The organism is Variovorax sp. CAN15 (genome assembly GCF_030462475.1).
Classification (GTDB): domain Bacteria; phylum Pseudomonadota; class Gammaproteobacteria; order Burkholderiales; family Burkholderiaceae_C; genus Variovorax.
Genome location: NZ_JASMRZ010000012.1, coordinates 98,438 through 122,942, shown reverse-complemented (window position 1 = coordinate 122,942; position 24,505 = coordinate 98,438). Strand labels below are relative to the sequence as shown.

The 24,505-nt window shown below is 68.4% G+C and carries 21 protein-coding genes and 1 pseudogene; 14 read left to right on the top strand and 8 right to left on the bottom strand.

The window, feature by feature from the left end:
* On the bottom strand, positions 1-210 hold a 210-nt coding region (locus tag QMO14_RS11755), incomplete at its 3' end, for a hypothetical protein (RefSeq protein WP_301507388.1).
* On the opposite strand from QMO14_RS11755, the pseudogene QMO14_RS11750 reads away from it, so the two are divergent.
* The 5 genes and pseudogenes from QMO14_RS11750 to QMO14_RS11730 form a co-directional block, all read left to right on the top strand.
* Positions 133-534, top strand: a pseudogene (locus QMO14_RS11750) (oligopeptide/dipeptide ABC transporter ATP-binding protein); the annotation flags it as partial. The gene QMO14_RS11755 and the pseudogene QMO14_RS11750 sit on opposite strands and share 78 nt — an antisense overlap.
* Before the next feature lie 132 nt (positions 535-666).
* A complete protein-coding gene (locus tag QMO14_RS11745) occupies positions 667-1,971 on the top strand; it encodes an amino acid deaminase (protein ID WP_301507386.1) in 1,305 nt (434 codons plus the stop codon).
* 10 nt (positions 1,972-1,981) lie between these two features.
* Positions 1,982-2,893: a MurR/RpiR family transcriptional regulator gene (locus tag QMO14_RS11740; protein ID WP_301507385.1), complete on the top strand. Its 912-nt coding sequence runs from the start codon at positions 1,982-1,984 to the stop codon at positions 2,891-2,893.
* Positions 2,890-4,374, top strand: coding sequence for an amidohydrolase family protein (locus QMO14_RS11735; protein WP_301507382.1), 1,485 nt, complete (start codon positions 2,890-2,892; stop codon positions 4,372-4,374). Before QMO14_RS11740 ends, QMO14_RS11735 begins: the two co-directional genes overlap by 4 nt.
* A 127-nt stretch (positions 4,375-4,501) precedes the next feature.
* Positions 4,502-4,696 (top strand): hypothetical protein, encoded by a 195-nt coding sequence (locus tag QMO14_RS11730; RefSeq protein WP_301507381.1) that lies wholly within the window; start codon positions 4,502-4,504, stop codon positions 4,694-4,696.
* A 38-nt stretch (positions 4,697-4,734) separates the two neighbouring features.
* Here QMO14_RS11730 and QMO14_RS11725 read toward each other — a convergent pair whose 3' ends face one another.
* On the bottom strand, positions 4,735-5,721 hold the full coding sequence (locus tag QMO14_RS11725) for a LysR family transcriptional regulator (RefSeq protein WP_301507393.1): 987 nt from the start codon (positions 5,719-5,721) through the stop codon (positions 4,735-4,737).
* A 133-nt stretch (positions 5,722-5,854) separates the two neighbouring features.
* Between QMO14_RS11725 and QMO14_RS11720 the strand changes: the two genes are divergently transcribed.
* The 6 genes from QMO14_RS11720 to QMO14_RS11695 all read left to right on the top strand — a co-directional run bounded on the left by QMO14_RS11720 (position 5,855) and on the right by QMO14_RS11695 (position 12,729).
* Positions 5,855-6,751: an amino acid ABC transporter substrate-binding protein gene (locus QMO14_RS11720; RefSeq protein WP_301507379.1), complete on the top strand. Its 897-nt coding sequence runs from the start codon at positions 5,855-5,857 to the stop codon at positions 6,749-6,751.
* Between the two features lie 3 nt (positions 6,752-6,754).
* Complete coding sequence (locus QMO14_RS11715) at positions 6,755-8,050, top strand: aminotransferase class V-fold PLP-dependent enzyme (RefSeq protein ID WP_301507377.1); 1,296 nt, start codon at positions 6,755-6,757, stop codon at positions 8,048-8,050.
* A 74-nt stretch (positions 8,051-8,124) separates the two neighbouring features.
* Positions 8,125-9,249, top strand: a complete 1,125-nt coding sequence (locus QMO14_RS11710) for a hypothetical protein (protein WP_301507375.1) — start codon at positions 8,125-8,127, stop codon at positions 9,247-9,249.
* Between the two features lie 17 nt (positions 9,250-9,266).
* Positions 9,267-10,511: a toxic anion resistance protein gene (locus QMO14_RS11705; RefSeq protein WP_301507374.1), complete on the top strand. Its 1,245-nt coding sequence runs from the start codon at positions 9,267-9,269 to the stop codon at positions 10,509-10,511.
* Entirely contained in the window at positions 10,508-12,100 is a 1,593-nt protein-coding gene (locus QMO14_RS11700) for a substrate-binding domain-containing protein (protein WP_301507372.1), read from the top strand. Before QMO14_RS11705 ends, QMO14_RS11700 begins: the two co-directional genes overlap by 4 nt.
* Positions 12,100-12,729, top strand: a complete 630-nt coding sequence (locus tag QMO14_RS11695) for a hypothetical protein (protein ID WP_301507370.1) — start codon at positions 12,100-12,102, stop codon at positions 12,727-12,729. The genes QMO14_RS11700 and QMO14_RS11695 overlap by 1 nt, the downstream gene beginning before the upstream one ends.
* A gap of 26 nt (positions 12,730-12,755) precedes the next feature.
* Here QMO14_RS11695 and QMO14_RS11690 read toward each other — a convergent pair whose 3' ends face one another.
* Positions 12,756-14,399, bottom strand: a complete 1,644-nt coding sequence (locus tag QMO14_RS11690; RefSeq protein ID WP_301507368.1) for a SulP family inorganic anion transporter — start codon at positions 14,397-14,399, stop codon at positions 12,756-12,758.
* 121 nt (positions 14,400-14,520) lie between these two features.
* Between QMO14_RS11690 and QMO14_RS11685 the strand changes: the two genes are divergently transcribed.
* Positions 14,521-15,171: a DUF4337 domain-containing protein gene (locus QMO14_RS11685; protein ID WP_301507392.1), complete on the top strand. Its 651-nt coding sequence runs from the start codon at positions 14,521-14,523 to the stop codon at positions 15,169-15,171.
* A 466-nt stretch (positions 15,172-15,637) separates the two neighbouring features.
* Here the strand turns inward: QMO14_RS11685 and fusA are convergent, their stop codons facing one another.
* On the bottom strand, positions 15,638-17,701 hold the full coding sequence (gene fusA, locus QMO14_RS11680) for an elongation factor G (protein ID WP_301507366.1): 2,064 nt from the start codon (positions 17,699-17,701) through the stop codon (positions 15,638-15,640).
* A 330-nt stretch (positions 17,702-18,031) separates the two neighbouring features.
* On the opposite strand from fusA, the gene QMO14_RS11675 reads away from it, so the two are divergent.
* On the top strand, positions 18,032-19,603 hold the full coding sequence (locus QMO14_RS11675; RefSeq protein WP_301507391.1) for a TerC family protein: 1,572 nt from the start codon (positions 18,032-18,034) through the stop codon (positions 19,601-19,603).
* A 15-nt stretch (positions 19,604-19,618) separates the two neighbouring features.
* Positions 19,619-20,227 (top strand): flavin reductase family protein, encoded by a 609-nt coding sequence (locus QMO14_RS11670; protein ID WP_301507364.1) that lies wholly within the window; start codon positions 19,619-19,621, stop codon positions 20,225-20,227.
* Positions 20,228-20,394: 167 nt separating this feature from the next.
* Here the strand turns inward: QMO14_RS11670 and QMO14_RS11665 are convergent, their stop codons facing one another.
* Genes QMO14_RS11665 through QMO14_RS11650 form a run of 4 tightly spaced genes read right to left on the bottom strand, consistent with a single transcriptional unit; the run spans position 20,395 to position 24,485 of the window.
* Positions 20,395-21,219 (bottom strand): ChbG/HpnK family deacetylase, encoded by an 825-nt coding sequence (locus tag QMO14_RS11665; protein WP_301507362.1) that lies wholly within the window; start codon positions 21,217-21,219, stop codon positions 20,395-20,397.
* Entirely contained in the window at positions 21,212-22,828 is a 1,617-nt protein-coding gene (locus tag QMO14_RS11660) for a glycosyltransferase family 39 protein (RefSeq protein ID WP_301507360.1), read from the bottom strand. Before QMO14_RS11660 ends, QMO14_RS11665 begins: the two co-directional genes overlap by 8 nt.
* A complete protein-coding gene (locus tag QMO14_RS11655) occupies positions 22,825-23,892 on the bottom strand; it encodes a glycosyltransferase family 2 protein (RefSeq protein ID WP_301507358.1) in 1,068 nt (355 codons plus the stop codon). The genes QMO14_RS11660 and QMO14_RS11655 overlap by 4 nt, the downstream gene beginning before the upstream one ends.
* Complete coding sequence (locus tag QMO14_RS11650; protein WP_301507357.1) at positions 23,889-24,485, bottom strand: phosphatase PAP2 family protein; 597 nt, start codon at positions 24,483-24,485, stop codon at positions 23,889-23,891. Before QMO14_RS11650 ends, QMO14_RS11655 begins: the two co-directional genes overlap by 4 nt.
* Positions 24,486-24,505 lie beyond the last annotated feature (20 nt).

Here is a 24,505-nt window from a genome sequence, read left to right as displayed (position 1 = left end):
CGGCTTGCCGGCGGGCAGTGCCTCGACCGTTTGCTCCCACAGCGCCTGCTGCGCCTCGAATAGTTCCTGCGTCAACTGCATGCGCGGACGCTCGGGCTCGGTGGATGCGCTGGTGGCATCGGGCTGCCACATTCCATCCAGTCGCAGGTCATCAACCTGCTGGCCGACCTGCGCGAGCGGCTCGGGCTGACGATGCTCTTCATCTCGCACGACCTCGACGTGGTCGAGTACCTGTGCGACCGCGTGGTGGTGCTCTACCTCGGCAAGGTGATGGAAGTCGCCAGCACCGAGGAGCTGTTCGCGCGCCCCTCGCACCCCTACACCCGCGCGCTGCTGGCCGCGAGCCCCAAACCCGACCCGGAGATGGCGACCGAGCGCATCGCGCTCAAGGGCGACATCCCGAGTCCCATCGCGCCGCCCTCGGGCTGCGTGTTCCGCACGCGCTGCCCGCACGCCATCGAGGCCTGCGCGCAGACGGTGCCGCCGCTGGAAGAGATTTCGGCGGGACACTACAGCGCCTGCATCAGGTTATGACCAAACCCCCAGTCTTCGCGCACTTCGTGTCGCTTCGCCAACCCCCTTGCAGGGGCAACACCTGCGGCCCGGCAAAGCCGGTTCCGCGGTGTTTCACGAATATGCGATGACAACAATGAACCCTGAGACTCAATGAACACTCCGCTCGTCATGAACGACTTCACCGACCCGCTGCTGGGCAGCAACTTCAAGGGCTACCCGCGCACCGCCGCGCCGCGCCGCCGCAGCGAGATCGGCGCCGCCGGCTGGAACGTGCTGGCCGGCGACCTGCCGCTGCCGCTGGCCGTGCTCAAGCGCGAGGCACTGGAACACAACCTGGCGTGGATGCAGTCGCGCGTGCGCGAGTGGGGCATCGACCTCGCACCGCACGGCAAGACCACCATGTCGCCGCAGCTCTTCCGGCGCCAGCTCGACGCCGGCGCCTGGGGACTGACCTTCGCCACCGTCACGCAGCTGGCCGTGGGCGTGGCGGCCGGCGCGCGCCGCACGCTCATCGCCAACCAGGTGGTGAGCGACGAGGACCTGGCCGGCATCCAGATGCTGCTGAGCGAGCATGCAGACCTGCGCATCGTGTTCCTGGTCGATTCGCTGGCGCAGCTGGCGCTCATCGAAGACTGGTCGAAGCGCCATCCCGCGAGCGTGCCCTTCGAGGTGATGGTCGAGATCGGCGTGGACGGCGCACGCACCGGCTGCCGTACGCACGAGGAAGCCGTGGCGCTGGCCACGCGCCTGCGCGCGAGCGAGGCCGTGCGGCTGGTGGGCATCGAATGCTACGAAGGGCAGGGCGCCACCGGCCAGAGCGAGCCCGACACGGCTTACGCCAAGGCGCTGATGGACCGTGTCGAAGCCGTGGCCCGCCACTGCGACACCGAGAAGCTCTTCGAGACCGACGAGGTGCTGGTCTCGGCCGGCGGCTCGGCCATCTTCGACCTCGTGGCCGGCCGGCTCAAGCCCGCGCTGGGTGCGCCGGTGCGCGGCCTGCTGCGCTCGGGCTGCTACGTGACGCACGACCACGGCTTCTACAAGCGCATGGTGAGCGCGGTGGACGAGCGCCTGGGCTGCAACTGCGGCGAGAGCCTGGTGCCGGCGATGGAAGTCTGGGCCACGGTGCAGTCGCGCCCCGAACCGGGCCTGGCGATCCTGGCGGTGGGCAAGCGCGACATCTCCTTCGACCTCTCGCTGCCCGTGCCCATCGCGCGCGCGGCGCGCGGCGCGCTGCAGCCGCAGGGGGTGCCCGCCGGCTGGAAGATCACCGCGCTGAACGACCAGCACGCCTACCTGCGCTGGGAAGCGAACGAGGAAGCCGAGGCGCCCAAGGTCGGCGACCGCGTGGGCCTGGGCATCTCGCACCCCTGCACCACCTTCGACAAGTGGCACTGGATGCCGGTTGTCGAGGCGGACTACCGCGTGAGCGACGCGGTGTCCATGCATTTCTGATTTCGTTGCGATGACCCCATCACTGCTCCAGAAGATCGCGGACATCCGCAGCGACGCCCCGGCGACGCGGCGCGCGATCCTCGACCTGATCCTCGAAGACCCCGACCGCGTGCTCGAAGAAAGCTTCGAGCAACTGGCCGAGCGCTCGCGCAGCTCGGTGCCCACCATCATGCGCACCTGCCGCGACCTGGGCTTCGCCGGCCTGCGCGAATTCAAGCTCGCGCTCGCCCAGGAACTCGCGCTCGGCGGCTCGCCGCTGCACCGCCGCGTGAACATCGAGGACGCGGCCGACGAAGTGGTCGGCAAGATCGCGCGCAGCGCGGCGGCCTCCGTCTCGGGCGTGCGCGGCCAGCTGGACATGCAGGTGCTCGATGGCGCCGTGGCTGCCATCGCGGCCGCGCCGCACGTCGACCTGTACGGCGCGGGCGCAACCTCGTGGTTCATGGCCAACGACCTGCAGGCACGGCTCTTCCGACTGGGCCTCTCGGCCAACGCATGGGCCGACTACCACCTGCAGCAGGTGGCCGGCGCGGCGCAGCGCCCGGGCGGCGTGGTCATCGCCATCTCGCACGTGGGCGGCATGCCCTCGCTGCTCGACGCGGTGGACATCGCGCGCGGGCAGGGCGCCAAGGTGGTGGCGCTGACGCGGCCGGGCACGGCGCTGGCGGCCAAGGCCGACTTTCTTCTCGGCCTGTCGGTGCCCGACGACGCGGTGATGCACGTGGGCATCGACGCCTACCTCACGCACCTCACCGTCATCGAGATCCTCACCGTGCTGGTGGCGCAGCGGCGCGGCGAGCCGGCGGTGCAGCGCCTGCAGCGCGCGCGCGAGGCCTTCCAGCGCCACGGCATCGACGCCACCACGCATCCGCTGCAGAGCTGGGACGGCGGCGGCGTGAACGACGGAGGGCGCGAATCGTGAGCGAAGGCAACAACAAGAAGGCGGTGCTGCTCGAGGCAGGCCTGGTGGTCGATGGCTCCGGCGGTCCTTCGTGGCCGGGCGACGTGCTGCTGCAGGGCGACCGCATCGTCGCGCTCGGCGAAGACCTGCGCGGGCGGCTGCCCGGCGGCCTGGCGCTGGCCGACGTCGAAGTCGTCGATTGCCGCGCGAAGGTGATCGCCCCCGGCTTCATCGACGCGCATACGCACGACGACGCCATCGTGCTGCGCGACCCGCTGTGCCTGCCGAAGGTGTCGCAGGGCATCACCACGGTGGTGACGGGCAACTGCGGCATCTCGCTCGCGCCGTACCGCACGCCGCAGTCGCTGCCGCCGCTCACGCTGCTGGGCGCCGATTCGTTCAGGCACGCGACCATGGCCGAGTACCGCGCAGCCGTCGACGCGACACAGCCCGCGCTGAATGTGGCCGCACTGGTCGGCCACACCACGCTGCGCTTCGCCGCCATGCAGGCGCTGGACCGCCCGGCCAGCGCCGATGAACTGGCGCGCATGGAGGCGCTGCTCGACGGCTGCATGGCCGACGGCGCGCACGGCATGTCCTCGGGCCTGTTCTATGAAGAGGCCTTCGCGGCGCCCGCCGAGGAGGTGACCGCGCTGGCGCGCGTGGTGAGCCGCCACGGCGGCGTCTACGCCACGCACCTGCGCAGCGAGATGCAGCAGATCATCGAGGCGCTGCACGAGGCCGGCGACTGCGCCTTCGAGGCCGGCGTGCCGCTGGTGATCTCGCACCACAAGTGCGCGGGCCCCGCCAACTGGGGCCGCACCAAGGAGACGCTGCCGCTGATCGAGTCGCTCGCGCAGCGCCAGAAGATCGCGATGGACGTGTACCCCTACGTGGCCGGCTCCACCGTGCTGCGCGAGGACCTGGTGGACGGCGTGATCGACGTATTGCTGACCTGGTCCGATCCGCATCCGGAGATGACGGGGCGGCTCATCTCGGACATCGCGCGCGAGTGGGGCGTGAGCGAGCAGGAGGCCTGCCTGCGGCTGAAGCCCGGCGGCGCCTGCTATTTCCAGATGCAGGAGGAAGACGTGGAGCGCGTCATCTCGCACCCGCTCACCATGATCGGCAGCGACGGCCTGCCGCACGACCGCCATCCGCATCCGCGCCTGTGGGGCGCTTTTCCCCGCGTGTTCGCGCGCTACTGGCGCCAGCGCCGGCTGTTCACGCTGGAGCAGGCGGTGCACAAGATGACCGGCATGACCGCGCGCAACCTGCGCATCGCCGACCGCGGCCTGCTGCGCGCCGGCACCATGGCCGACGTGGTGGTGTTCGACCCCGAGACCATCGCCGACACCGCCACCTACGACAAGCCGCACGGCGTGAGCCTGGGTGTGGAGCTGGTTTTCGTGAACGGCGTGCTGGCGTATCGCGGCGGCGAGGCCGAGGCCAGGGTGCTCGCGCGCGCGGGGCGGATGCTCACGCGGGGCGGGGCGAACTGAGGGGCAGCGCCGTGCCGAAGTATTCGGGCGGCTATAACCCTATGACCCCTAAAGTTCTAACATTTTTGGAAAAAATCGGTCAAACTGGCGCATTGAGACCGGCCGTCGAAATCCGACTGGAGCAAAGATGGACAAGGACGCTGAAGGCCTTGGCGCCGACTTCGAGTTGTGGCAGCAGCTCACCGACGACTACGAAGCAGCATTGGGCGCGCTGGCCCGGGGTGAGGCGGGCGCGCGGGAACGCGTGGTGCGGCTCTCGCTGGCGCTGCGGCACATGCATCCCGAACTTTCCGATTTCTCGCCCGTGGGCGGCGAACACTGACGCCGCAGCACCGTCAAGGCGCTTTCGGCCGGCGGCGTTCAGGCTGCATCCGGGCGCCCTGATCCATTCTTCTCCTGTCTTTCCGCCTTTTCTTCCCTTTCTTCTTCGCTTTCTTCCTCTGCCTGCGCCTGGAACATGCGCGCGAAGTCGCAGCACTCCTGCGCCAGCATCACGATCGACGAGGTGAGCGCGCTGCGGTGCTCGCCCTTGTGCATCGCCACGTAGCGCACCACCGGCAGGGCCGGCGCCACCTCGATCACCGCGAGCATGCCCGCAGCCACCAGCGGCTGCAGGCATTCGCGCGGCAGGTAGCTCACGCCCAGGCCGGACACGGTGAGCCCGGTCAGCGCCACCAGGTTGCTCACCACGATCACGTCGGCGGGCTGCACGCCCTGTTCCTTCATCCACGCGTCGTAGGCGCGGCCGGTGCCGGAGTTGTTGCCCTGCACCAGCATGCGATGGCGCGCCAGTTCGTGCAGCCGCATGGCGCCGCCGTGGGGTTGCGGCACCACGCCGGGCTTGCACATCCACGCGCTCCTCACCTGGCCGATGACCTTGTGCGGCATGCGCGAGTCGGCGAAGGTCTCGGGCACGATGACCAGGTCGAGCTCGTCGGCCAGCAGCTTGTCGCGCAGCTGCAGGCTGTCGTCCACGTCGGGCTCGAGGATCACCTTCGGGTAGTGCTGCCGGATCAGCCCGACCAGCCGCGGCAGCCAGGTCATTGCCGTGAGCTCGGTCACGCCGAGGCGGATACGCCGCTCCACCACGCCCGGCTTGCCGAACTGCTCGATGGCCGCGTCGCGCTGCTCCAGCAGCTTGCGCGCGAGCACGAACATCTCCTCGCCCTTCTCGGTGAGGCGGGCGGTGCGCTGGCTGCGGTCGAAGAGCTCGGTCTCGAACAGCTGCTCCAGCTCGTGCACTCGCTTGGAGATGGCCGATTGCGAGGTGTGCAGCTGGTTGGCCGCCTGTGCGAAGCCGCCAAGGCGGGCGATCCAGTACAGGGCTTCGAGCTGCTTGAAGGTCATCACGGTGGATCGGGCTCCAAAAGATTGCTTTTTCTCATGGAATTCGATCACAAAAAATCGCTTTTGGAAATTGATGGCGAGGCAGAAGATTCGCCCGATCCACCGTCATCGACTCTTCTTCAAGGAACCCGCCATGGACTTCAGGAAACTCCCCCTCGCGCTCGGACTGGCCCTCGCCTTCGCCTGCGGCGCCGCCAGCGCCCAGGACGGCGGCACGCTGCAGAAGATCAAGGACAGCGGCACGATCCAGATCGGCGCGCGCGACAGCCAGATCCCGTTCTCGTACAAGATCGGCGCCGACAGCGACCCCATCGGCTTCACCAACGACATCTGCCTGAAGATCGTCGACGCGGTGAAGGCCAGGCTGGGCCTCGCGAAGATCGAGGTGCGCTACACCATGCTCAACTCGACCAACCGCATTCCGCTGCTGCAGAACGGCACCGTCGACCTCGACTGCGCGACCACCACCAACACCACGCAGCGCCAGCAGCAGGTGGACTTCGCGCCCAGCCACTTCGTCGCCAACATCACCGCCGCCGTGCGCAAGAACTCCGGCATCGACACCCTTGCCGACCTCAACGGCAAGAACGTGGCCACCGTCTCGGGCAGCACCTCGATCCAGCTGCTGCGCGTCGCGCGCAAGAGCGGTGCGATCGAAGTCAACGAGATCCCCGGCAAGGACACCTCCGACGGCTTCCTGCGGCTGTCCAACGGCCGCGCGGACGCCTACGTGCTCGACGACGTGCAGCTCGCCGGCATGATCGCCAGCGCGCCCAACCCCGGTGAATACAAGATCCTGAAGGAATCGCTGCGCCAGGAGCCCTACGGGATCATGCTGCGCAAGGACGACCCGCAGTTCAAGGCGCTGGTCGACGAGACCGTCACGGGCCTGATGAAGTCGGGCGCCATCGAGCAGCTCTACACCAAGTGGTTCCTCTCGCCGATCCCGCCGAGGAACGCGAACCTCAACTTCCCGATGACGGACGCGGTGCGCGAGATCTACAAGAACCCCAACAACAAGGGCGTCTGAACGATGGATTCCAAGCTGTCTTCCAGCCATCCGAAAGGCCTGGCTTTCTCCGACGCGCTCATGTGCGAGGTGAAGGGCCGCTTCCTGCAGGTCGACCACGACCACCATGGCCGCGAGCGCCTGTACTTCGACAACGCCGGCGGCTCCTTCCGCCTGAAGGCTGCGGCCGAGCGCTTCGCCCAGGTCGATGCGATTCCCGACAACACCGAGCGCATCCACGCCACGGCCGTCGAGCTGCAGCAGATCCAGGCCAGGGGCTGCGACGACCTGCGCACCATCCTCAACGCCACAGGCGGCAGCGTGTACGCGTCGCTCACCGCCTCTGGCGCGATGTTCGACATGGTGCGTGCGGTGGCCGAGAACGTGCCAGGCACGAACATGGTCACCACCGTGCTGGAGCATCCCTCGGCCTTCGACGCGATGAGCCTCTACGCCCAGCGCCTGGGCCGCGAGCTGCGCGTGGCGAAGAGCAACCCCGTCACCGGCGGCGTGGACGTGGACGAGATCGTGCGGCTGGTCGACGAGAACACCTGCCTGCTCAACGTGATCCACGCCTCGAACATCTCGGGCGCCAAGCTCGACATGGAAGCCATCGTGCGCCGCGCGCGCGAGATCAAGCCCGATCTCTACATCCTGGTCGACGCCGTGCAGCACGCGCCGCACGGCCTCATCGACCTGCGGAGGACGCCGGTGGACGGCGTCAACCTCGCGCCCTACAAGTTCTTCGGCTGCCGGGGCTCGGGGCTGTCGTGGGTGTCCGACCGCGCGGCCGTGCTGCCGCACCACAGGCTGGCCGGCAAGAAGCCCGACTACTGGGACCTGGGCAGCGCCTCGCCATGGCAGTTCGCGGTGCTGACCGAGATCGTCGACTATGTGTGCTGGCTGGGCGGGCACTTCACCGATGCAACTGATCGGCGTGAACTGTTCGTCGCGGGCATCACGCACATCGAGCTGCACGAGCGCGCGCTGCTGTCGGCGCTGCTCGACGGCAACGCGAACACCTCCGGCATGCGCAAGATGGAAGGCGTCAACGTCTTCCTCGACTACGAGGACCTGAGCAAGCGCGACCTGATCCTGGGCATCGGCTTCGACCGCATCGACTGCACGCAGGCGGTGGTCGAGTACGCCAGGCGCGGCGTGACGGTCTACGAGCGCGTGGCCAGCAGCATCTACTCGAAGCGCATGCTCGAGTCCTTCGGGCTGACCGGCACGGTGCGGGTGTCGCCGCTGCACTGCCACTCGATGGCGGACATCGAGAAGTTCCTGCGGATCACGCAGGAAATCGCCACCGACATCTGACTGTCATAAACCGTCATATTCGATAGTTAGCATGTTTCTCTACCCCCGCTCACAGGGGGAGAGGAGCATGAGATTTGGAAATCCGCAAGCTGATCGCACCAGCGCTGGCCGTCGTCCTGCTGGCCGCGGTCGGAGCCGGCGTCTGGTATTCGAACACCCGGCTGCACGATGACTCGGCCACCGCCACGGCAGCCCGCATCGAACAGGAGAAACAGGTCACGCTGCGCGGCCTGATCGGCTCCGAGAAAGAAACCTTCTTCGCCGATCCGCGCGTCCAGAAGGCGCTGGCCGCGCAGGGCATCACCGTCACCGTCGAGAAGGCCGGCTCGCGCGCCATCGCCAGCCGCTACGACGCCAGCAAGTTCGACTTCGGCTTCCCTTCGGGCGCGCCCGCCGCGGCGCAACTCAAGGCGCTGGCCAAGGCGCCGAACGTCTTCAATCCGTTCTACACACCGATCGTGCTGGCCAGCTGGCGGCCGATCGCCGAGATCCTGGTGGCCAACGGCATCGCTCAGAAGCAGGGCGACTTCTACTACGTGGTCGACCTGCCGGGCCTCATGGCCATGATCGAGAAGGGCACGCGCTGGAAGGAGCTCAAGGCGAGCAGCGCGTTTTCCACCAGCAAGTCGCTGCTCATCAACTCGACCGACGTGCGCACATCCAACTCGGCGGCGATGTACCTCGCGCTTGCGAGCTACCTCGCCAACAGCCAGCAGATCGTGCAGAGCCAGGAAGACGTGGACCGCGTCATGCCCGTCGTGGCGCCGCTCTTCCTGCGCCAGGGCTTCCAGGAGCAGTCCTCGGCGGGCCCCTTCGAGGACTACCTCGCGCTCGGCATGGGCAAGGCGCCGCTGCTGGTGGCCTACGAATCGCAGATGGTCGAGTTCTGGCTCAAGAACCCCGACCGCCTCAAGAGCGACATGGTGCTGCTCTACCCCAAGCCCACCGTCTATTCGAAGCACGTGCTCGTGCCCTACACGCCCGGCGGCGCGCGCCTGGGCGCGGCGCTGGAGAACGACCCGGTCCTGCGCGAGCTCGCGCACGAATACGGCTACCGCACCGGCGGCGACACCAAGGGCCCCGAGACCTGGGCCGCGCGCGGCGTGAAGGTGCCCGACGTGCTGGTCGACGTGATCGATCCGCCGAGCTTCGAGTGGCTCGAACGAATGACCACGGGCATCGAAGCCCGCTTCAAGTGAAAGAACACAGGAACGCCATGAACGCACCCGTCACCACCACCACTACCGCACCCGTTTCCATCGACCTGCAGCCGCCGCAGTCCTTCACCCTCGAGCCACCCGCACCCGTCGCGCCGGTGCCCGTGGAGTCGGCCAGCGGCAAGGTGCGCCTGAAGGCCGAGGACGTGGCCGAGCTCGACGCGCAGGTGGACCGCTTCATCGAGGACATCACCGCGCACGACAGCCAGCATCCGCAGTTCAAGGAAGCGGTGGAGCGCATCCACTCCATGGGCAACAAGGACATCGAGGCCTCGGCCTCGGTCTCCAACCGCATGCTCGACCGGCCCGTGGGCTCGTTGCGCAACGGCCTCTTCGACAAGGGCGCGCAGATCGGGCAGTCGCTCATCGACCTGCGCCACCAGGTGGAAGACCTCGACCCGTCGAAGCAAGGCGACCTGTTCTCGGCGCGCAAGCTGCTGGGCCTCATTCCGCTGGGCAACAAGCTCATTGCGTACTTCGAGCGCTACCAGTCGTCGCAGACGCACCTCAACGCCATCATCGAGTCGCTCAAGCGCGGCAAGGACGAGCTGCTGCGCGACAACACCGCCATCGAGCAGGAAAAGGTCAACCTCTGGACGCTGATGGAGCGGCTCGAGAAATACGTGCACATCGGCAAGGCTCTCGACGGCAAGCTCGACGCCAAGGCGCGCGAACTCGACGCCACCGACCCCGAGAAGGCCCGCGTGGTCCGCGAGGAAATGCTCTTCTACTCTCGCCAGAAGGTCACCGACCTGCTTACGCAGCTGGCGGTGAACATCCAGGGCTACCTCGCTCTGGACATGATACGCAAGAACAACCTGGAGCTCATGAAGGGCGTGGACCGCGCCACCACCACCACCGTGGCCGCGCTGCGCACCGCGGTGATCGTGGCGCAGGCGCTGTCCAACCAGAAGCTGGTGCTCGACCAGATCAGCGCGCTCAACGCCACCACCGGCAACCTCATCGCCAGCACCAGCGAAATGCTGCGCGACCAGAGCAGCGCCATCCACCAGCAGGCGGCCTCCAGCACCATCGAGGTCGCCAAGCTGCAGCAGGCCTTCGCCAACATCTACCAGACCATGGACACCATCGCCGATTTCAAGAGCCGCGCTCTCGACTCCATGCAGACCACGGTGGACACGCTGACCAACGAAGTCGCCAAGAGCCGCACCTACCTCGACCGCGTGCGCCGCCAGGAAGCCACCGAGGCGATGAGCCAGGCGCGCGGCGAGGTCGCGCTGTGAGTCTGTTGAAGCGTCTGTTCGCGCTCGCGGCCCTTGCGGCCATGGCCGTGGGGCTCGCGGCCTGCGGCAAGGAAGACACCAGCCAGGCTACGAGCGCTGCGCCGGCCGTGGCGGCCGGCTCGGCCTTCACCATCCTGGCCGGCTCCGAGCTCAAGGATCTCGAAGCGTCCATCGTCGCCGCCGCGCAGTCGGCCGGCGTGGAGCTGAAGCTCTCCTACGCCGGCACGCTCGACATCGTCGAGCGCATCAACGCCGGCGAGCGCTTCGACGCCATCCTGCCGCCCAACGGCGCCTACCCAGCGCTGGCGCTGCAAGCCAAGCCGCTGGCGCGCGACAAGCTCTTCTATTCGCGCATAGCTCTCGGCGTGAAGAGCGCCAAGGCCGCGCAGCTCGGCTGGAACAAGCGACCGCCGGGCTGGGCCGAGATCGCCAAGGCGGCCGGCGCCGGCCAGCTGCGCTACGGCATGACCAATGCCACCAGCTCCAACACCGGCATGAGCGCGCTCTTCGCCGTGGCCTCCGCGCTCGCGGGCAAGACCGAGGACCTGACCGCGCAGGACGTGGACGAGAAGACGCTGAAGGCCTTTCTCTCGGGCCAGAAGCTCACGGCAGGCAGCTCGGGCTGGCTCGCCGACTCCTACGTGAAGGACCCGTCCGCCATCGACGCGATGGTCAACTACGAGGCAGTGATCCTGCGCGCCAACGAGAAGCTGCCCGCCGCCGACAAGCTCACGCTGATCTACCCGCGCGACGGCATGATCTCGGCCGACTACCCGCTGATGCTGCTCAACGCCGACAAGCGCGATGCGTACACCAAGCTTGTCGCGACGCTCAAGGCCGCGCCCTTCCAGCGCGATGCACTCTCCGCCGCCTTTCTGCGCCCCGCCAATCCCGAAGTGGCAGCGGCCAGCGCGCTGCCCACCGCCGCCGTGGCCGAGCTGGGCTTTCCCAACCGGCTGGAGGTGATCGACGCGGTGCTCGGCACCTACCAGTCGCAATGGCGCAAGCCCGCCACCTCGATCTTCGTGCTCGACCTCAGCGGTTCCATGGCCGGCAAGCGGCTGGCATCGATGCGCGAGGCGCTCAAGCTGCTCTCGGGCGCGGACGAAGCGGCCAGCGCGAGCGCGCGCTACAGCGCCTTCCAGAGCCGCGAGCGCGTGGTGCTCATCACCTTCTCCACCGATGTGCAGGAACCGGTTTGGGTGCGCTTCGACGCCGACCACATCGCAGCCGCGCGCGAAGAGCTGCGCCGGCTGGCCGATTCGATGTCGGCCAACGGCGGCACCGCCATCTACTCTGCGCTGGCAGCGGCCGAAGACCTCGCGCGCAAGGAACAGCAGCGCGAGCCCGACCGCTTCGTGAGCATCGTGCTGCTGACCGATGGCGAGAACAACTCGGGCCTGAAGCTGCGCGACTTCCGCGAGCGCTACGCGGCAGGCGGTTTTCCGGCGCGCATCTTCCCGATCCTGTTCGGCGAGGCCAGCGTGAGCGAGATGCAGGAAATCGCGCAGCTCTCGGGCGGCCGCGAGTTCGACGGCCGCAAGCTGCAGCTGGGGCAGGTGTTCAAGGAAATCCGGGGCTACCAGTGATGCCGCAGCGTTCGCTGAAGCTGCGCGCGCTGTTGTTCCTCTACGGCAACGGCAACATCCTGGGCTGCGCGCTGGCGTTGCTGGGGCCGGCGCTGCTCTTCGCCGGCGTCATCGATCGGGGCTGGCTGCTCATCACCGCCGGCCTCTACGTTGCCGGCTGCCTGCTGGGCCGCAAGGCACCCGAGCTGGAGCGCCGCATCGAGGACAGCCTCAGCGTCGAGCAGACGCTGGAGCGCCTCGACCGCGTGGTCGCGCAGGCGCAGCCGCACCTCACCGAGGACATGCGCAAGAGCCTCGACAACGTGCGCGGCTCGGTGGGCGAGGTGCTGCCGCGCCTCGTGGGCGCGGGCTCGCACGGCGACGACCTGTTCACCGTGCGCGAGACCGTGCTGCGCTACCTGCCCGAGACGCTGGCCAACTACGTCGCGTTGCCACCGGCCTTTCGCATCACGCATGCGGTGAAGGACGGCAAGACCGCGCGCCAGCTGCTCGGCGAGCAGCTCGGCCTGCTCGACGCCAAACTGCGCGAGATCGTCGCCAACGTGGCTTCGAGCGATGCCGCCGCGCTGGTGGCCAATGGGCAGTTCCTCGAGAAGAAATTTCGGCAGCCGGATTTTCTGGCGGGCTGACGCCGTTCGAGCGCTCGTCGGGCTGCTCACGCAGCTGAAGGCACCGCGTCGTCCACGCTCCACGGCGCATACACCTCGGCGTGCAGATCGGGCGAATTCACCTTGGCCAGCAGGTCGCGCACGTCGTCCTTCACGCGCGCCAGCGACAGGCGCACGCCGCGCACGCGCACGTAGGCGGCGAAGTCGCACAGCGCCTCGATGCTGGTCGCGTCGAGGTCGGGCGATTCCTCCAGGCTCAGCACCATGCGCTGCAGGACCGGCGTGGCGTCGATGCGCGCGCGGATCGATGCGAACACTGCATCCGCGTTGCCGAAGAAAAGCGGCACCTCGGGCCGCGCGATGAGCACGCCCGGCGGCACCACCGCCTCGGGGTGGCGCGCGGTGTCGACGAAGTCGTGGCTCTGGCCCAGCCGCCCGAGCCAGCTCACCGTGGTGCGCGAGAAGCCGCGAAGCAGCAACAGCAGGCTCACGCCGATGGCTGCCAGCAGGCCGTTGAGCACGCCCAGCACCAGCACCGCCGCGACCGCCACCAGCGCCACGAGCCGATCGCGGCGCCAGTGGAAGTAGGGCCGCAGCGAGGCCGGGTTCAGCGTGTGGCTCACCGCGTGGATCACGATGGCCGCCAGCAGCGGCTCGGGCGTGTGCGCGATCCACGGCAGCAGCGTGAGCACCGCCACCAGCACCACCAGCCCTGCCACGATGCCCGCCGCGCGGCTCCTTGCACCGGCTGATTCGTTGGCCGACGTGGCCGAATAGCCCGCGCCCACCGGCATGCCCTGGAACAGCGCCGACAGCAGGTTCGCGCCGCCCAGCGCCAGCAGGTCGCGGTTGGCCGACACGTTGTCGCCATGGCGCATCGCGAAGGTGCGGATGGAGCCGTAGGACTCGGCATAGAGGATCAGCGCCATCGCGAAGGCCAGACCGCCGAGGTTCTGCCACTGCGCGCGGTCGAGCCGCGGCACCGCCGGATGCGAGAAGTCGAGCGAGATCGGCCCCACCGCCGCCACGCCCCATGCATGGCAGAAGCCCTGCACGTCGAGCACGATGCCCGCCACGATCACCAGCAGCGCCGCCGGCACCGCGCGCCAGCGTGCGAGGCCGCGCAGCAGCACCAGCGCCACCAGCGCCATGGCCGCGCCCGCGAGGTTCCAGTGCCGCCATTCGGCCACCACCCCGGTGAGGAGCCCGAGGAAATCGCTGTGCGCCGGATGCACGTCGAGCACCTTGGGCAACTGCTTGACCACGATGGTGAGCGCCAGCCCCAGCGCGAAGCCGCGCAGCACCGGCTTGGCGATCAGGCTGGACACCGCGCCAAGCCGGGCGACACCCGCGATGACGAAGAACACACCGGCGAGAAGAACGATGCCCATGCCCATCGCCAGCCGCGTGGCGGTGTCCACGCCAACGATCGAAGTGGTGGCCGCGAACAGCACGGCGGCCGAGGAAGATGTGGCGGAAACGATCGCGAAGCGGCTGCTGCCGAAGAGTCCATAGACCAGCAGCCCCGCGAAGAGCGCGATCACTCCGGCCTGCGGCGGCAGCCCCGCGATGCCCGAATAGGCCACAGCCTCGGGAAGCAGCAGGCCTGCGATGGAAATACCCGCCACGATGTCGGCGAAGCCGGGGCGGCGGGCGTTGGCTGTCGGAGTTGGTGCGGTTTCGGCGGCCATGGGCTGGCAAGTGTGCTTTTGTCGCCTCATGCTGGCAATGGCTGGCGGACCGGAAGCTGACTCGTCGAACGGGCATACTCCCGCGCGCCCGAAAACCACATTTCTCTACGACAAGGCTCCAATGTCAGGACACGGCTTTCACGTGCACGGCCCGCACGACCACGAACTCGAGCACGCCGCATCGGGCGGCCACGGAGACGGCCATGGACGCAGCCACGATCACCATGCGACGGAGACGACAACGGCGCATGAGCAATCCGGCGGCATGAGCACGACGAGCAAGATCGCGATGTGCACCGCCGTCATCGCCACCTTCGGCGCCATCTTCGCGTACATGGGCGGCGCCACCCAGGCCAACGCCGGCATCTACAAGAACAACGCTGCCATCAAGAAGACCGAAGCCTCCAACCAGTGGAATTACTTCCAGTCGAAGAGCACCAAGCAGGCCCTCGCCGAGTTCGCCCGCGACACCGCGACGGACGATGCACGCAGGCAAGGCTGGCAGGCCAAGGTGACGCGCTACGAGCAGGAGAAGACCGACATCCAGACCGAGGCGAAGAAGCTGGAGGCGGAGGCGAGCCAGTGGGATGCGAAGTCGGATGAGCAGATGCATCAGCATCATCGGTGGGCTCAGGCTACTACTGTGTTGCAGGTTTCTATTGCGCTGGCTGCCATTGCGTTGTTGACCAGGCGGAAGTGGCTGGAGAGGGCGATGTTTGGGGTGGCTGTGGCGGGGCTTGCTGTGGGTGGGTTGGCGGCGTTTCACCTATAGGCGCAGCCGCGCTCGGGCTGACTGAGTACCGGGCGCGTGAGTTACCTACTTCCACTGAATGCCCGTGATGGGATGTTCACGAAACCCACCAGTTCAGCACGAAAAAAGTGACGGGTCGTCAGGCAGGTGGAAGAGGATGTCACCTCGGCCTGCAAGCGGGCCGGCTCTGCTTACGAGGCGGCGGACGCCGCGCTCTCATTGTGCAACGCGCTCAGCCGCACCCAACGCCAATCGAGGGCGGCGGCTCGACGAGTTGGCGTACCGGGAACCACTTGCATGAAACCGGCCGGGCTCGCGCCCGCACGTCGAGCCGCCAAAACTGGAGACACGAACGACGAAGCCGCAGACCCTGCGCGGTGACTGCGGCTTTACGTCGCAGTGATTTCAGCGGGACGCCAATCCCGATCACGCCTTTGTTTGACGTGACGGGCGCTGCATAGCCACGCAGAGCGGCCTCACTGATCCCTCACTGATCTTCTTCCCGCCCCCGATACTGCCCCATCAAGACCTGCTGCACATTCGGCGGCACGGCCTCGTAGTGCGACAGCGTGATCGTGTACCGCCCCTGCCCACTCGTCATCGCATTGAGCCGCGACTGATAGCTCGCCAGTTCCGCCATGGGCACCTGCCCCCGCACAGCCGCAGCACCCGCCCCAAGAGTCGAAGTGCCGGTGACCAGCCCGCGCCGTGACGAAAGATCGCTCGTCACATCGCCCACGGCATGCTCGGGCGCCACGATCTCGATCTGCACGATCGGCTCCAGCACCACCGGCCTGGCCTCGCGGATGGCGGCCATGAATGCCTTGCGGCCGGCCGTGGCAAACGCGATGTCCTTGCTGTCCACGCTGTGGTGCTTGCCGTCGTGCACCACCACGCGCACGTCCACCACGGGGTAGCCCGCGATGGCGCCGCACGCCAGCACTTCGCGCACGCCTTTCTCGACGGCGGGAATGAACTGGCCCGGAATCGCGCCGCCCCTGACTTCGTCGGCGAACTCAAATCCATCGCCGCGCGCGAGCGGTTCGATGCGCAGAAAGACTTCGCCGAACTGGCCCGCGCCGCCGGTCTGTTTCTTGTGGCGGTGATGGCCCTCGGCTGGCGCGGTCACGGTCTCGCGGTAGGCGATGCGCGGCGGGCGTGTCTGGACTTCGAAGCGATACACCTCGCGCAGGCGGTCGAGCACCATGCGCAGGTGCAGCTCACCCAATCCGTAGAGAACTGTCTCGTTGGTCGCGACCACGTGCTCGATGCGCAAACAAGGGTCTTCGGCCGCAAGCTTGCCGACGATCTCCCATGCGCGCTGTTCGTCGCCGTGGCGCTTGGGCTCGACGGCCAGTCCGTGCACGGGCACCGGAAACTCCAGCGGCGCGAGATGCACATGGCTGTCTTCCGCCGCGTCGTGCAGCACGGCGTCGAACTGGATCTCTTCCACCTTCGCCACCGCCACGATGTCGCCCGGCACGGCGCGCGACACTTCCACGTGGTCCTTGCCCTGGAGCATGAACAGGTGTCCCACCTTGAAAGGCTTGCGGCCATCGCCGATGTAGAGCTGGCTGTCGCTCGCGACGGTGCCCTGGTGCACGCGCATGATGCCGAGCTTGCCGACGTAGGGGTCGCTCGTGACCTTGAACACATGCGCCAGCACATGCAGCGACGCATCGGGCCTGGCCTGCATCGGTTTGGCATCCGCGCCTTCGCCAAGCAGGAAGTCCGGTGGATTCGCTTCGCTCGGGTCGGGCAGCAGCTTGACGATGATGTCGAGCAGCTCCGCCGCACCCGCGCCGCTGCGCGCCGAGACGAAGCACACGGGAATCAGGTGCCCTTCGCGCAGCGCCTGTTCGAGCGGCGCATGCAGCTCGCTGGCGTCCACGTCGCCGTCCGTCAGGTAGCGCTCGACAAAAGCCGCGTCGACCTCGACGACCTGCTCGACCAGCGCGCGATGCGCCGCGTCGACGGCGCCGATGTCGGACTCGCCTTCGCGGTTGTAGAAGCAGTCGATCACGCGCGTGCCGCCGGCCGCGGGCAGGTTCAGCGGCAGGCATTCGCGGCCGAAGGTGGACTGGATCTGCTCGAGCAGGCCGGCGAGGTCGGCACCGGGGTCGTCGATTCTGTTGACGACGATCAGGCGCGCGAGGTGGCGCGAGGCCGCGTAGTCCATCATGCGCAGCGCCATCGGCTCGATGCCGGTGCTTGCGTTGACGACGACGGCGGCGGTTTCGACAGCCTCCAGCGCGGGCAGGCTCTGGCCCAGGAAGTCGGCGCCGCCGGGGGTGTCGATGAGATGGATGCGCGTGCCGTCGTGCACGAGGTGCATCAGCGACGCATTGAGCGAATGCTGCATCCGCTTCTCGAGCGGGTCATGGTCGCTGACGGTGGTGCCGCGTTCCACGCTGCCGCGTGCGCCGATGGCACCGGCCTCGTGCAGCAGGGTCTCAGCAAGGGAGGTCTTGCCGGACGCGGAGGCGCCGACGAGCGCCAGGGTTCGCACCGCTTCCATTTCGGCCGCGAGGCCGTTCGATCGGCTTGGCATGCGTGGCTCCTTCACGCCTGCAAACAGGCCCGGCGGCCCGCTTGGGCTCGGGTGCTGCGCGCGGACGCCGGGTCAGCCTACGGTATTGACCGTACCGATGCAAGCGGAAATGGCCGGGTCGCGAGGGGCCGTTCGCTAGACTGTGGGCGTGAACTCTTCCTCCGAGCCTCCCAGTAGGCCGCTGGCCTGCGCCAGCACTCTCCCGCAAAGCGGCGCTGCGACCGACCCCTGCGCAGCCGTCTTCCGCCTTCAGCCTCCCCAGTCGCCCGTTTCTGGCATGGCCCGCGCCATGCCGGACCGTGGTCATCCGCGCGCCTCCTTCCAGTCATGATCGAACTGCTCTCCGACCCGGCTGTCTGGCTCGGTCTTCTGACGCTGGTCGTCCTGGAGATCGTGCTGGGCATCGACAACCTAGTCTTCATCGCGATCCTCGCGGAGAAGCTGCCGCCGCACCAGCGCGACAGGGCTCGGCTCATCGGCCTGAGCCTTGCGCTCTTCATGCGGCTGGCGCTGCTGTCCATCGTCTCGTGGCTGGTGACGCTGACCACGCCGCTGTTCTCCCTGTGGGGGCAGGGCTTCTCGGGGCGCGACCTGATCCTGTTCGGCGGTGGCCTGTTCCTGCTGTTCAAGGCCACCTCCGAGCTGCACGAGCGGCTCGAAGGCGTTGCGGCGCGCACCACCGCCGGCCCGGTGGCCTACGCGAGCTTCACGCTGGTGGTCACGCAGATCGTGGTGCTCGACGCCGTGTTCTCGCTCGATGCAGTAATCACCGCCGTGGGCATGGTCGACCATCTGCCCGTGATGATGGCCGCGGTCATCATCTCCATCGGCATCATGCTGTGGGCCTCCAAGCCGCTCACCCGCTTCGTGAACGCGCACCCCACGGTGGTGATGCTGTGCCTGAGCTTCCTGCTGATGATCGGCCTGAGCCTCGTGGCCGAGGGCCTGGGCTTCCACATTCCCAAGGGCTACCTGTACGGCGCCATCGGCTTCTCCGTGATGATCGAGGCGCTGAACCAATGGGCGCGGCGCAACGAGCTGAAGCACGAGGCGCGCAGGCCGCTGCGCGAGCGCACGGCCGAGTCGGTGCTGAGGCTGCTGGGAGGCAGGGCGCGCGGTGAGCCCGCGCCCGGCGGTGCCGATGCGTCCGACGCAACGCCCGAAGCGCAGGAAGAGCCAGCCTTCGCCATCGAGGAGCGCAACATGGTGAGCGGCGTGCTCTCGCTGGCCGAGCGCACCGTGCGTTCGGTGATGACGCCGCGCGCCGATATCTCGTGGGTGGACCTCGACGACGATCCGGTGGCGGTGCGCGAGCAACTGCTCGACACGCCGCACGGCATCTTCCCCGTGTGCCGAGGCTCGCTCGACGAGGTGGTGGGCGTCGCGCGAGCCAAGGACCTGCTGGGCCAGCTGCTGCGCCACGGAAGGATCGACGAAGGCGCCGGCCTGCGCGCGCCCATCTACGTGCCCGAATCGACCACGGCCATCCGTCTCATCGACACGCTGCGCGGTGCGCGCGGCCAGCTCGCGCTGGTTGCCGACGAGCACGGCACGCTCACCGGCGTGGTGACGCCCATCGACGTGCTGGAGGCCATCGCCGGCGAGTTCCCGGACGAGGACGAGACGCTGGAGATCCTGCAGACCGCGCCCGATGCCTGGACCGTTTCCGGCGGCGCCGACCTGCACCTGCTGGAGCAGGCGCTGCAGACCCACGGCCTCGTGGGCGACGACGACAGCTACACCTCGGTGGCGGGCCTGCTGCTGGCGCGCTTCGGCGGGCTGCCGCCGCGCGATGCCCGCTGGACGCACGACGGGTACGATTTCGTGGTGACCGAGGTCGATGCGCAGCGCATCCGCACGGTCATCGTCCGCCGGGTGCCGGTGGACGACCCCGAAACCTGACCCGCACCGACCACCATGACCGCCAACCGCCGCCAGCCCGTCGCGCTGAACAGGGCCTACCGCCTGCTGAACCACGGCCCCACCGTGCTCGTGAGCGCCGCGCATGGCGGCAAGCGCAACATCATGGCCGCGGCCTGGGCCATGCCGCTGGACTTCGACCCGCCCAAGGTGGCGGTGGTGCTCGACAAGAGCACCTGGACGCGCGAGCTGCTCGAAGGCGCCGGCACTTTCGCGCTGCAGGTGCCGGTGCGCGCCCAGCTCGACCTGACGGAGACGCTGGGCAACAGCTCCGGCCGCGAGATCGTCGAGCAGTCGGGGCAGGACAAGTTCGCCACCTACGGCCTCTCTACCTTCGCGGGCAAGGCCACCGACGCGCCCCTGCTCGAAGGCTGCGCCGCCTGGCTCGAATGCAGGCTGCTGCCCGAGCCGTCCATCCAGCAGCGCTACGACCTGTTCCTCGGCGAGGTGATCGCCGCGCAGGCCGACGAGCGCGTGTTCTCCAACGGGCGCTGGCATTTCGACGGGCACGACGAGCTGCGCACGCTGCACCATGTGGCGGGCGGGCACTTCATCGTCGACGGTGAAGCGGTCGATGCGCGGCCGCTGCCGCCTGTCGTCCGTTAGCCGGGCTCAAGCCGAGCAGCTGCCGCCTGCCGCTGGTGCCATCGGCACGGCCCACGGCAAGCGCGAAGGCCGGGCCGCATCGAACCCGGGGAGCGGCGGCGCTGTTCGGAGGGGCATGGGCGAGGGCGAGAGGGTGCGCGCAGTCAGTCACGCGACCGGCCGGTTCGTCAGCCTCGCCGCAGGCACCGCGAGAGCGGCGCGAGCGTGATCCCGCTGTTGCGGCCGGCCTCGAGTGGCAGCGCGAGCAGCGCCTTGTACTCGCGCAGGCGCGCATCGCCGTGCGGGTCGCCGGGCATGATGCCGGCGGACGGATGGCACATGAGCACGTCGCCGGTACGGCAGGCCGAGAGCCATTCGCGCAGGCGCTGTTCGTGCCTGTGCATGTCGCCCGAGAAGTCGTAGACGCCCAGCAGCCGGTTGCTGGTGGGAATGCCGCGCCGCGCGGCCAGTGCCGCCAGCCGCGCACCGCCCAGCGCATGGATGACCCCGGCCTTCAGCCGGTCGGGCCCATGGCGCCAGCCCGGCGCCGTATTGCGGATCCACGGCGGTGACGAGGCATAGCGCCGCATGATCTCTTCCACCAGCAGGTCGCGCACCACCGGGAACTGGTGCACGTGCCGGTGCCCGTCCACGAAGGCGGGAGCGCGGCCCATGGCGTCCTCGAAGCGGGCGAACTGGTCGCGGATGTCGGCCTGCAGACCCGGCGCGAAGATGGTGCGCGTCCAGGTCCGCGCGAGCAGGCCGCCCAGCCCCGGCTCGGGCCCGCCGGGATGCACGGGCCGTGTGAGGTCCAGGTGCAGGCCGGTGTCGAACTCCGCCGGTTCCAGGCGCCGCAGCACCATGGCGCCGGCCAGCCACGCCTCGCGGCGCACCATGCCGCTGGTCGCGGAGATCTTTCGCCGCTCGGCAAGCTCGAACACGGCCGAGTTGATGCCCGCGCTCATGCCGAAGTCGTCGGCGCAGATGCAGAGGTAGCGGGGCGGTTCAGCCATTGCCGCCGTTCGTGCCGGAGGGGCGGGCAGAGGGCGGGGCGGAGGCCGGGTTGGGGAAGGGCACCGCATCCAGGCAGTGCGGGTCGCCCGTGGCGCTGCCCGGGAAGCGCCACGCCGCCAGCCCGTCGTTCACCGCCACCAGCTGCGCCTGATGCAGCCAGGGGTTCGCGAGATGCGCCGTGTTCGAGCCGATGAGCCAGGTGGTGCGCGGCACGCAAAGTACGTCCGCGACCTGCCTGCGATCGACCAGCGTGCGTGCCGCGCGCGCCGGATCGAAGCGGCTGGCGTCGAAGATTTCCTTTCGCCAGTTGTCGCGCGTGTCTCCGGCGGCGGCCTTCCAGTCGTCCGAGACCATCACCGGTTCTTTCAGGTTCCAGTAGAAGGGGATCTCGTAGTGGTAGCTGTCAAGCATCAGCACCTGGTCACCCGGTGCCACCGCTTGCCCAGCCGGCAGCCGCAGCCGCGTGCCCGGCGGCGAGGAGTACACCATCACCGCGATCACGCAGGCGATGCACACCGTCGCCGCCGCCAGGGTCGTTGCCCGCAGCCTGGGCAGCAGCGTCTCGGGCGGGCGTCCCGCCAGCACGCGCAGCGTGATCAGGTACGCCAGCGGGGGCAGCGCCGGCAGCACGTAGCCCACCAGCTTGGAGCGCGGCAGCGAGAAGAACACGACGATCACCGCGAGCCAGATCCACATCAGCCGGTCGATGTCCGGCTGGCGGGGTCGTGCCGCGTCGTCGTTCGCGCCGCGCGGCACGAATACCCAGGCGAACCAGGGCAGCGTGAGTCCCGCCAGCACCGGCAGATAGAACCAGAAGCCGTGCTCGTTGTTGAAGCCCGAGGACGCGAAGCGCCGGAAGTGCTGGGTGATGACGAAGTAGTCGAAGAACTCCGGATACTTCATCTGCATCGCGACGAACCACGGACCGGCCACGGCCAGCAGGATTGCCCAGCCCGGTACCCACAAGGCCATCCGCAGCGCCGCGAGCCTGCGCGTTGCCGCGCACCAGATGACGATCACCATGGCGGGCAGCACGAGGCCGATCAGCCCCTTGGCCAGTAGCCCGGCCGCCGCGAAGAGATAGGCGCCGGCCAGCAGCGCGCGCCACGGCTCCTCGCGCTCCCGGGCCAGCGCGGCGCCAGCCGCCAGCAGCACGGTGCAAGAGATGCAGCCCGCCACCAGCATGTCGAGGTTGGCGAACTGCGCGCCCAGGAAGAAAAAGGGCGTGGTTACCAGCACCACCGTGGACAGCAGCGCCAGCCGCACCGTCGACCAGCGGCGCAGGAAGAGAAAGAGCGCCGCCGCCGCCATGCAGCCCCCCAGTACGGAGGGTAGCCGCGCCGACCATTCGACCGGTCCGGTGACCGACATCGCCGCCGCGCCTATCCAGTAGAACAGCGGCGGTTTGTGAAAGAAGGGCAGGCCGTCGAGACGGGGCACCAGCCAGTCGCCCGAATGCAGCATGGCGAGTGCGACGCCACCGTAGCGGCCCTCGTCGGGCGCCATCAGCGGGCGCATCCATGCGGTGGCCAGCAGCCAGGCGAAGAGGGCGGCGATGAGCCATATCGGTTGAGGGGCGGTCCACCATGGGGAGGCTGGTCGTTTCATGTCTTCCCGGTCTCGAGTCCCGTGCCGCGCTCGCTGCGCACCACGTACAGCGGCCGTCCCTTCACTTCTTCGTAAATGCGCGCGATGTACTCGCCCACGATGCCGGTGGAGATCATCTGGATGCCGATGAAGAACATCAGGCTCACGACGATGGTGGTCCAGCCCGACACCTCGTTGCCGAACAGCAGATAGTTGATTGCCACGAAGGCGCCATACCCGAAGGCCGGCACCGCCAGCATCAGGCCCGCCACGCTCACCGCGCGCAGCGGCCAGGTGGTGAAGGCCGTGAGCCCGTCGATCGCCAGCCGCACCAGCCGGCGTGCGTTGAAGGTGCTGGTGCCCTCGGCGCGCGGCGCGGGCGTGTAGGGCAGCGCCACGGCACGGAAGCCCACCCATGCGTACAGGCCTTTCATGAAGCGGCTGCGCTCGGGCAGGCTCATGAGCGCGTCGACCACCTTGCGGTCCATCAGGCGGAAGTCGCCCGCGTCCTTGGGCACGGCGAAGCGGTCGGATGCGTTGACCAGGCTGTAGAAGAGCCTGCTGCCGAACTGCTTGAAGCGGCTTTCGTCGCTGCGCTGCTCGCGCACCGCGTACACCACCTCGGCGCCGGCCACCCACTGCGCGATCATGGTGTGGATGAGCTCGGGCGAGTGCTGCAGATCGCCGTCGAGCAGCACCACCGCGTCGCCCGTGGCGGCGGCGAGGCCGGCGGTGAGCGCGGCTTCCTTGCCGAAGTTGCGCGACAGCGAGATGCAGCGAAAGCCAGAGAGCTCGCACCAGGCTTCGGCCACGGCAACGGTGTCGTCGGTGCTGCCGTCGTCCACCACGATGATCTCCCAGCGCATGCGCGTGGCCCAGAGGATGTCTTCGAGCAGAGGCAGCAGGCGCCGCAGGTTCGGCCCCTCGTTGTAGCAGGGGATCACGCAGGAGATGCTGCGTGTCTCGTTCTGCGCGGCGGGTTGCGCGCCGGTGTCGGCTTCAGCGGCCAGCAAGGTGGCATCGCCGGTCTGCGGCAGGCGGATCGGTGCGCGCGCATGCCTGCTGTTGTCGGTCGAAGAAATCATGGATGCCTCCAGAATGAAGCGGCCGCCGCCGTGTCGTCGCGAGTGCGGCCTGCTGGCGACGGCGGAAAAGAAAGAAATCGGTGTGCAAGGTGCTGCGTGATGGCAAGCAGCCCGGCGATCGCGCCCCCCAGCAGCAGGCCGGCGGCAATGTCGAGCGGGAAATGCACGCCCACGTAGACGCGGCCCCAGCCGGTGGCGGCTGCGAGCGCCAGCAGCGGCAGGCTCAGCCTGCGCAGGCCGGGGCGCAGCAGGAAGGCCAGCGCCACCATGAACATCACGGTTGCGTGCGCGCTGGGCAATGAGCCGCGGCCGGCGTGCTCGATGTAGGCGGGTGCCAGCCCGAGAACGAAGGGGCGTGGCATGTTGACTGCCGTCGCGATCGCATGCGAGGCCATCGAAGCCAGGCCGGCGAACGCCGCGACGATGCACAGGTAGGCGCGCTCGGCGCGGTGCCGCCACAGCGCGAAGGCGAGCACGCCCGCGCACATCCAGCTGCCCCAGAGCGCGAAGGCGGATGCGACGGACAGCACCCACGGCGTCGGCTGGCTGCCGGCCGTGAGCCACAGGAAGAGCGTATGGTTCAGTGCGTTCATGACGCCACCTTCCCTGGCGT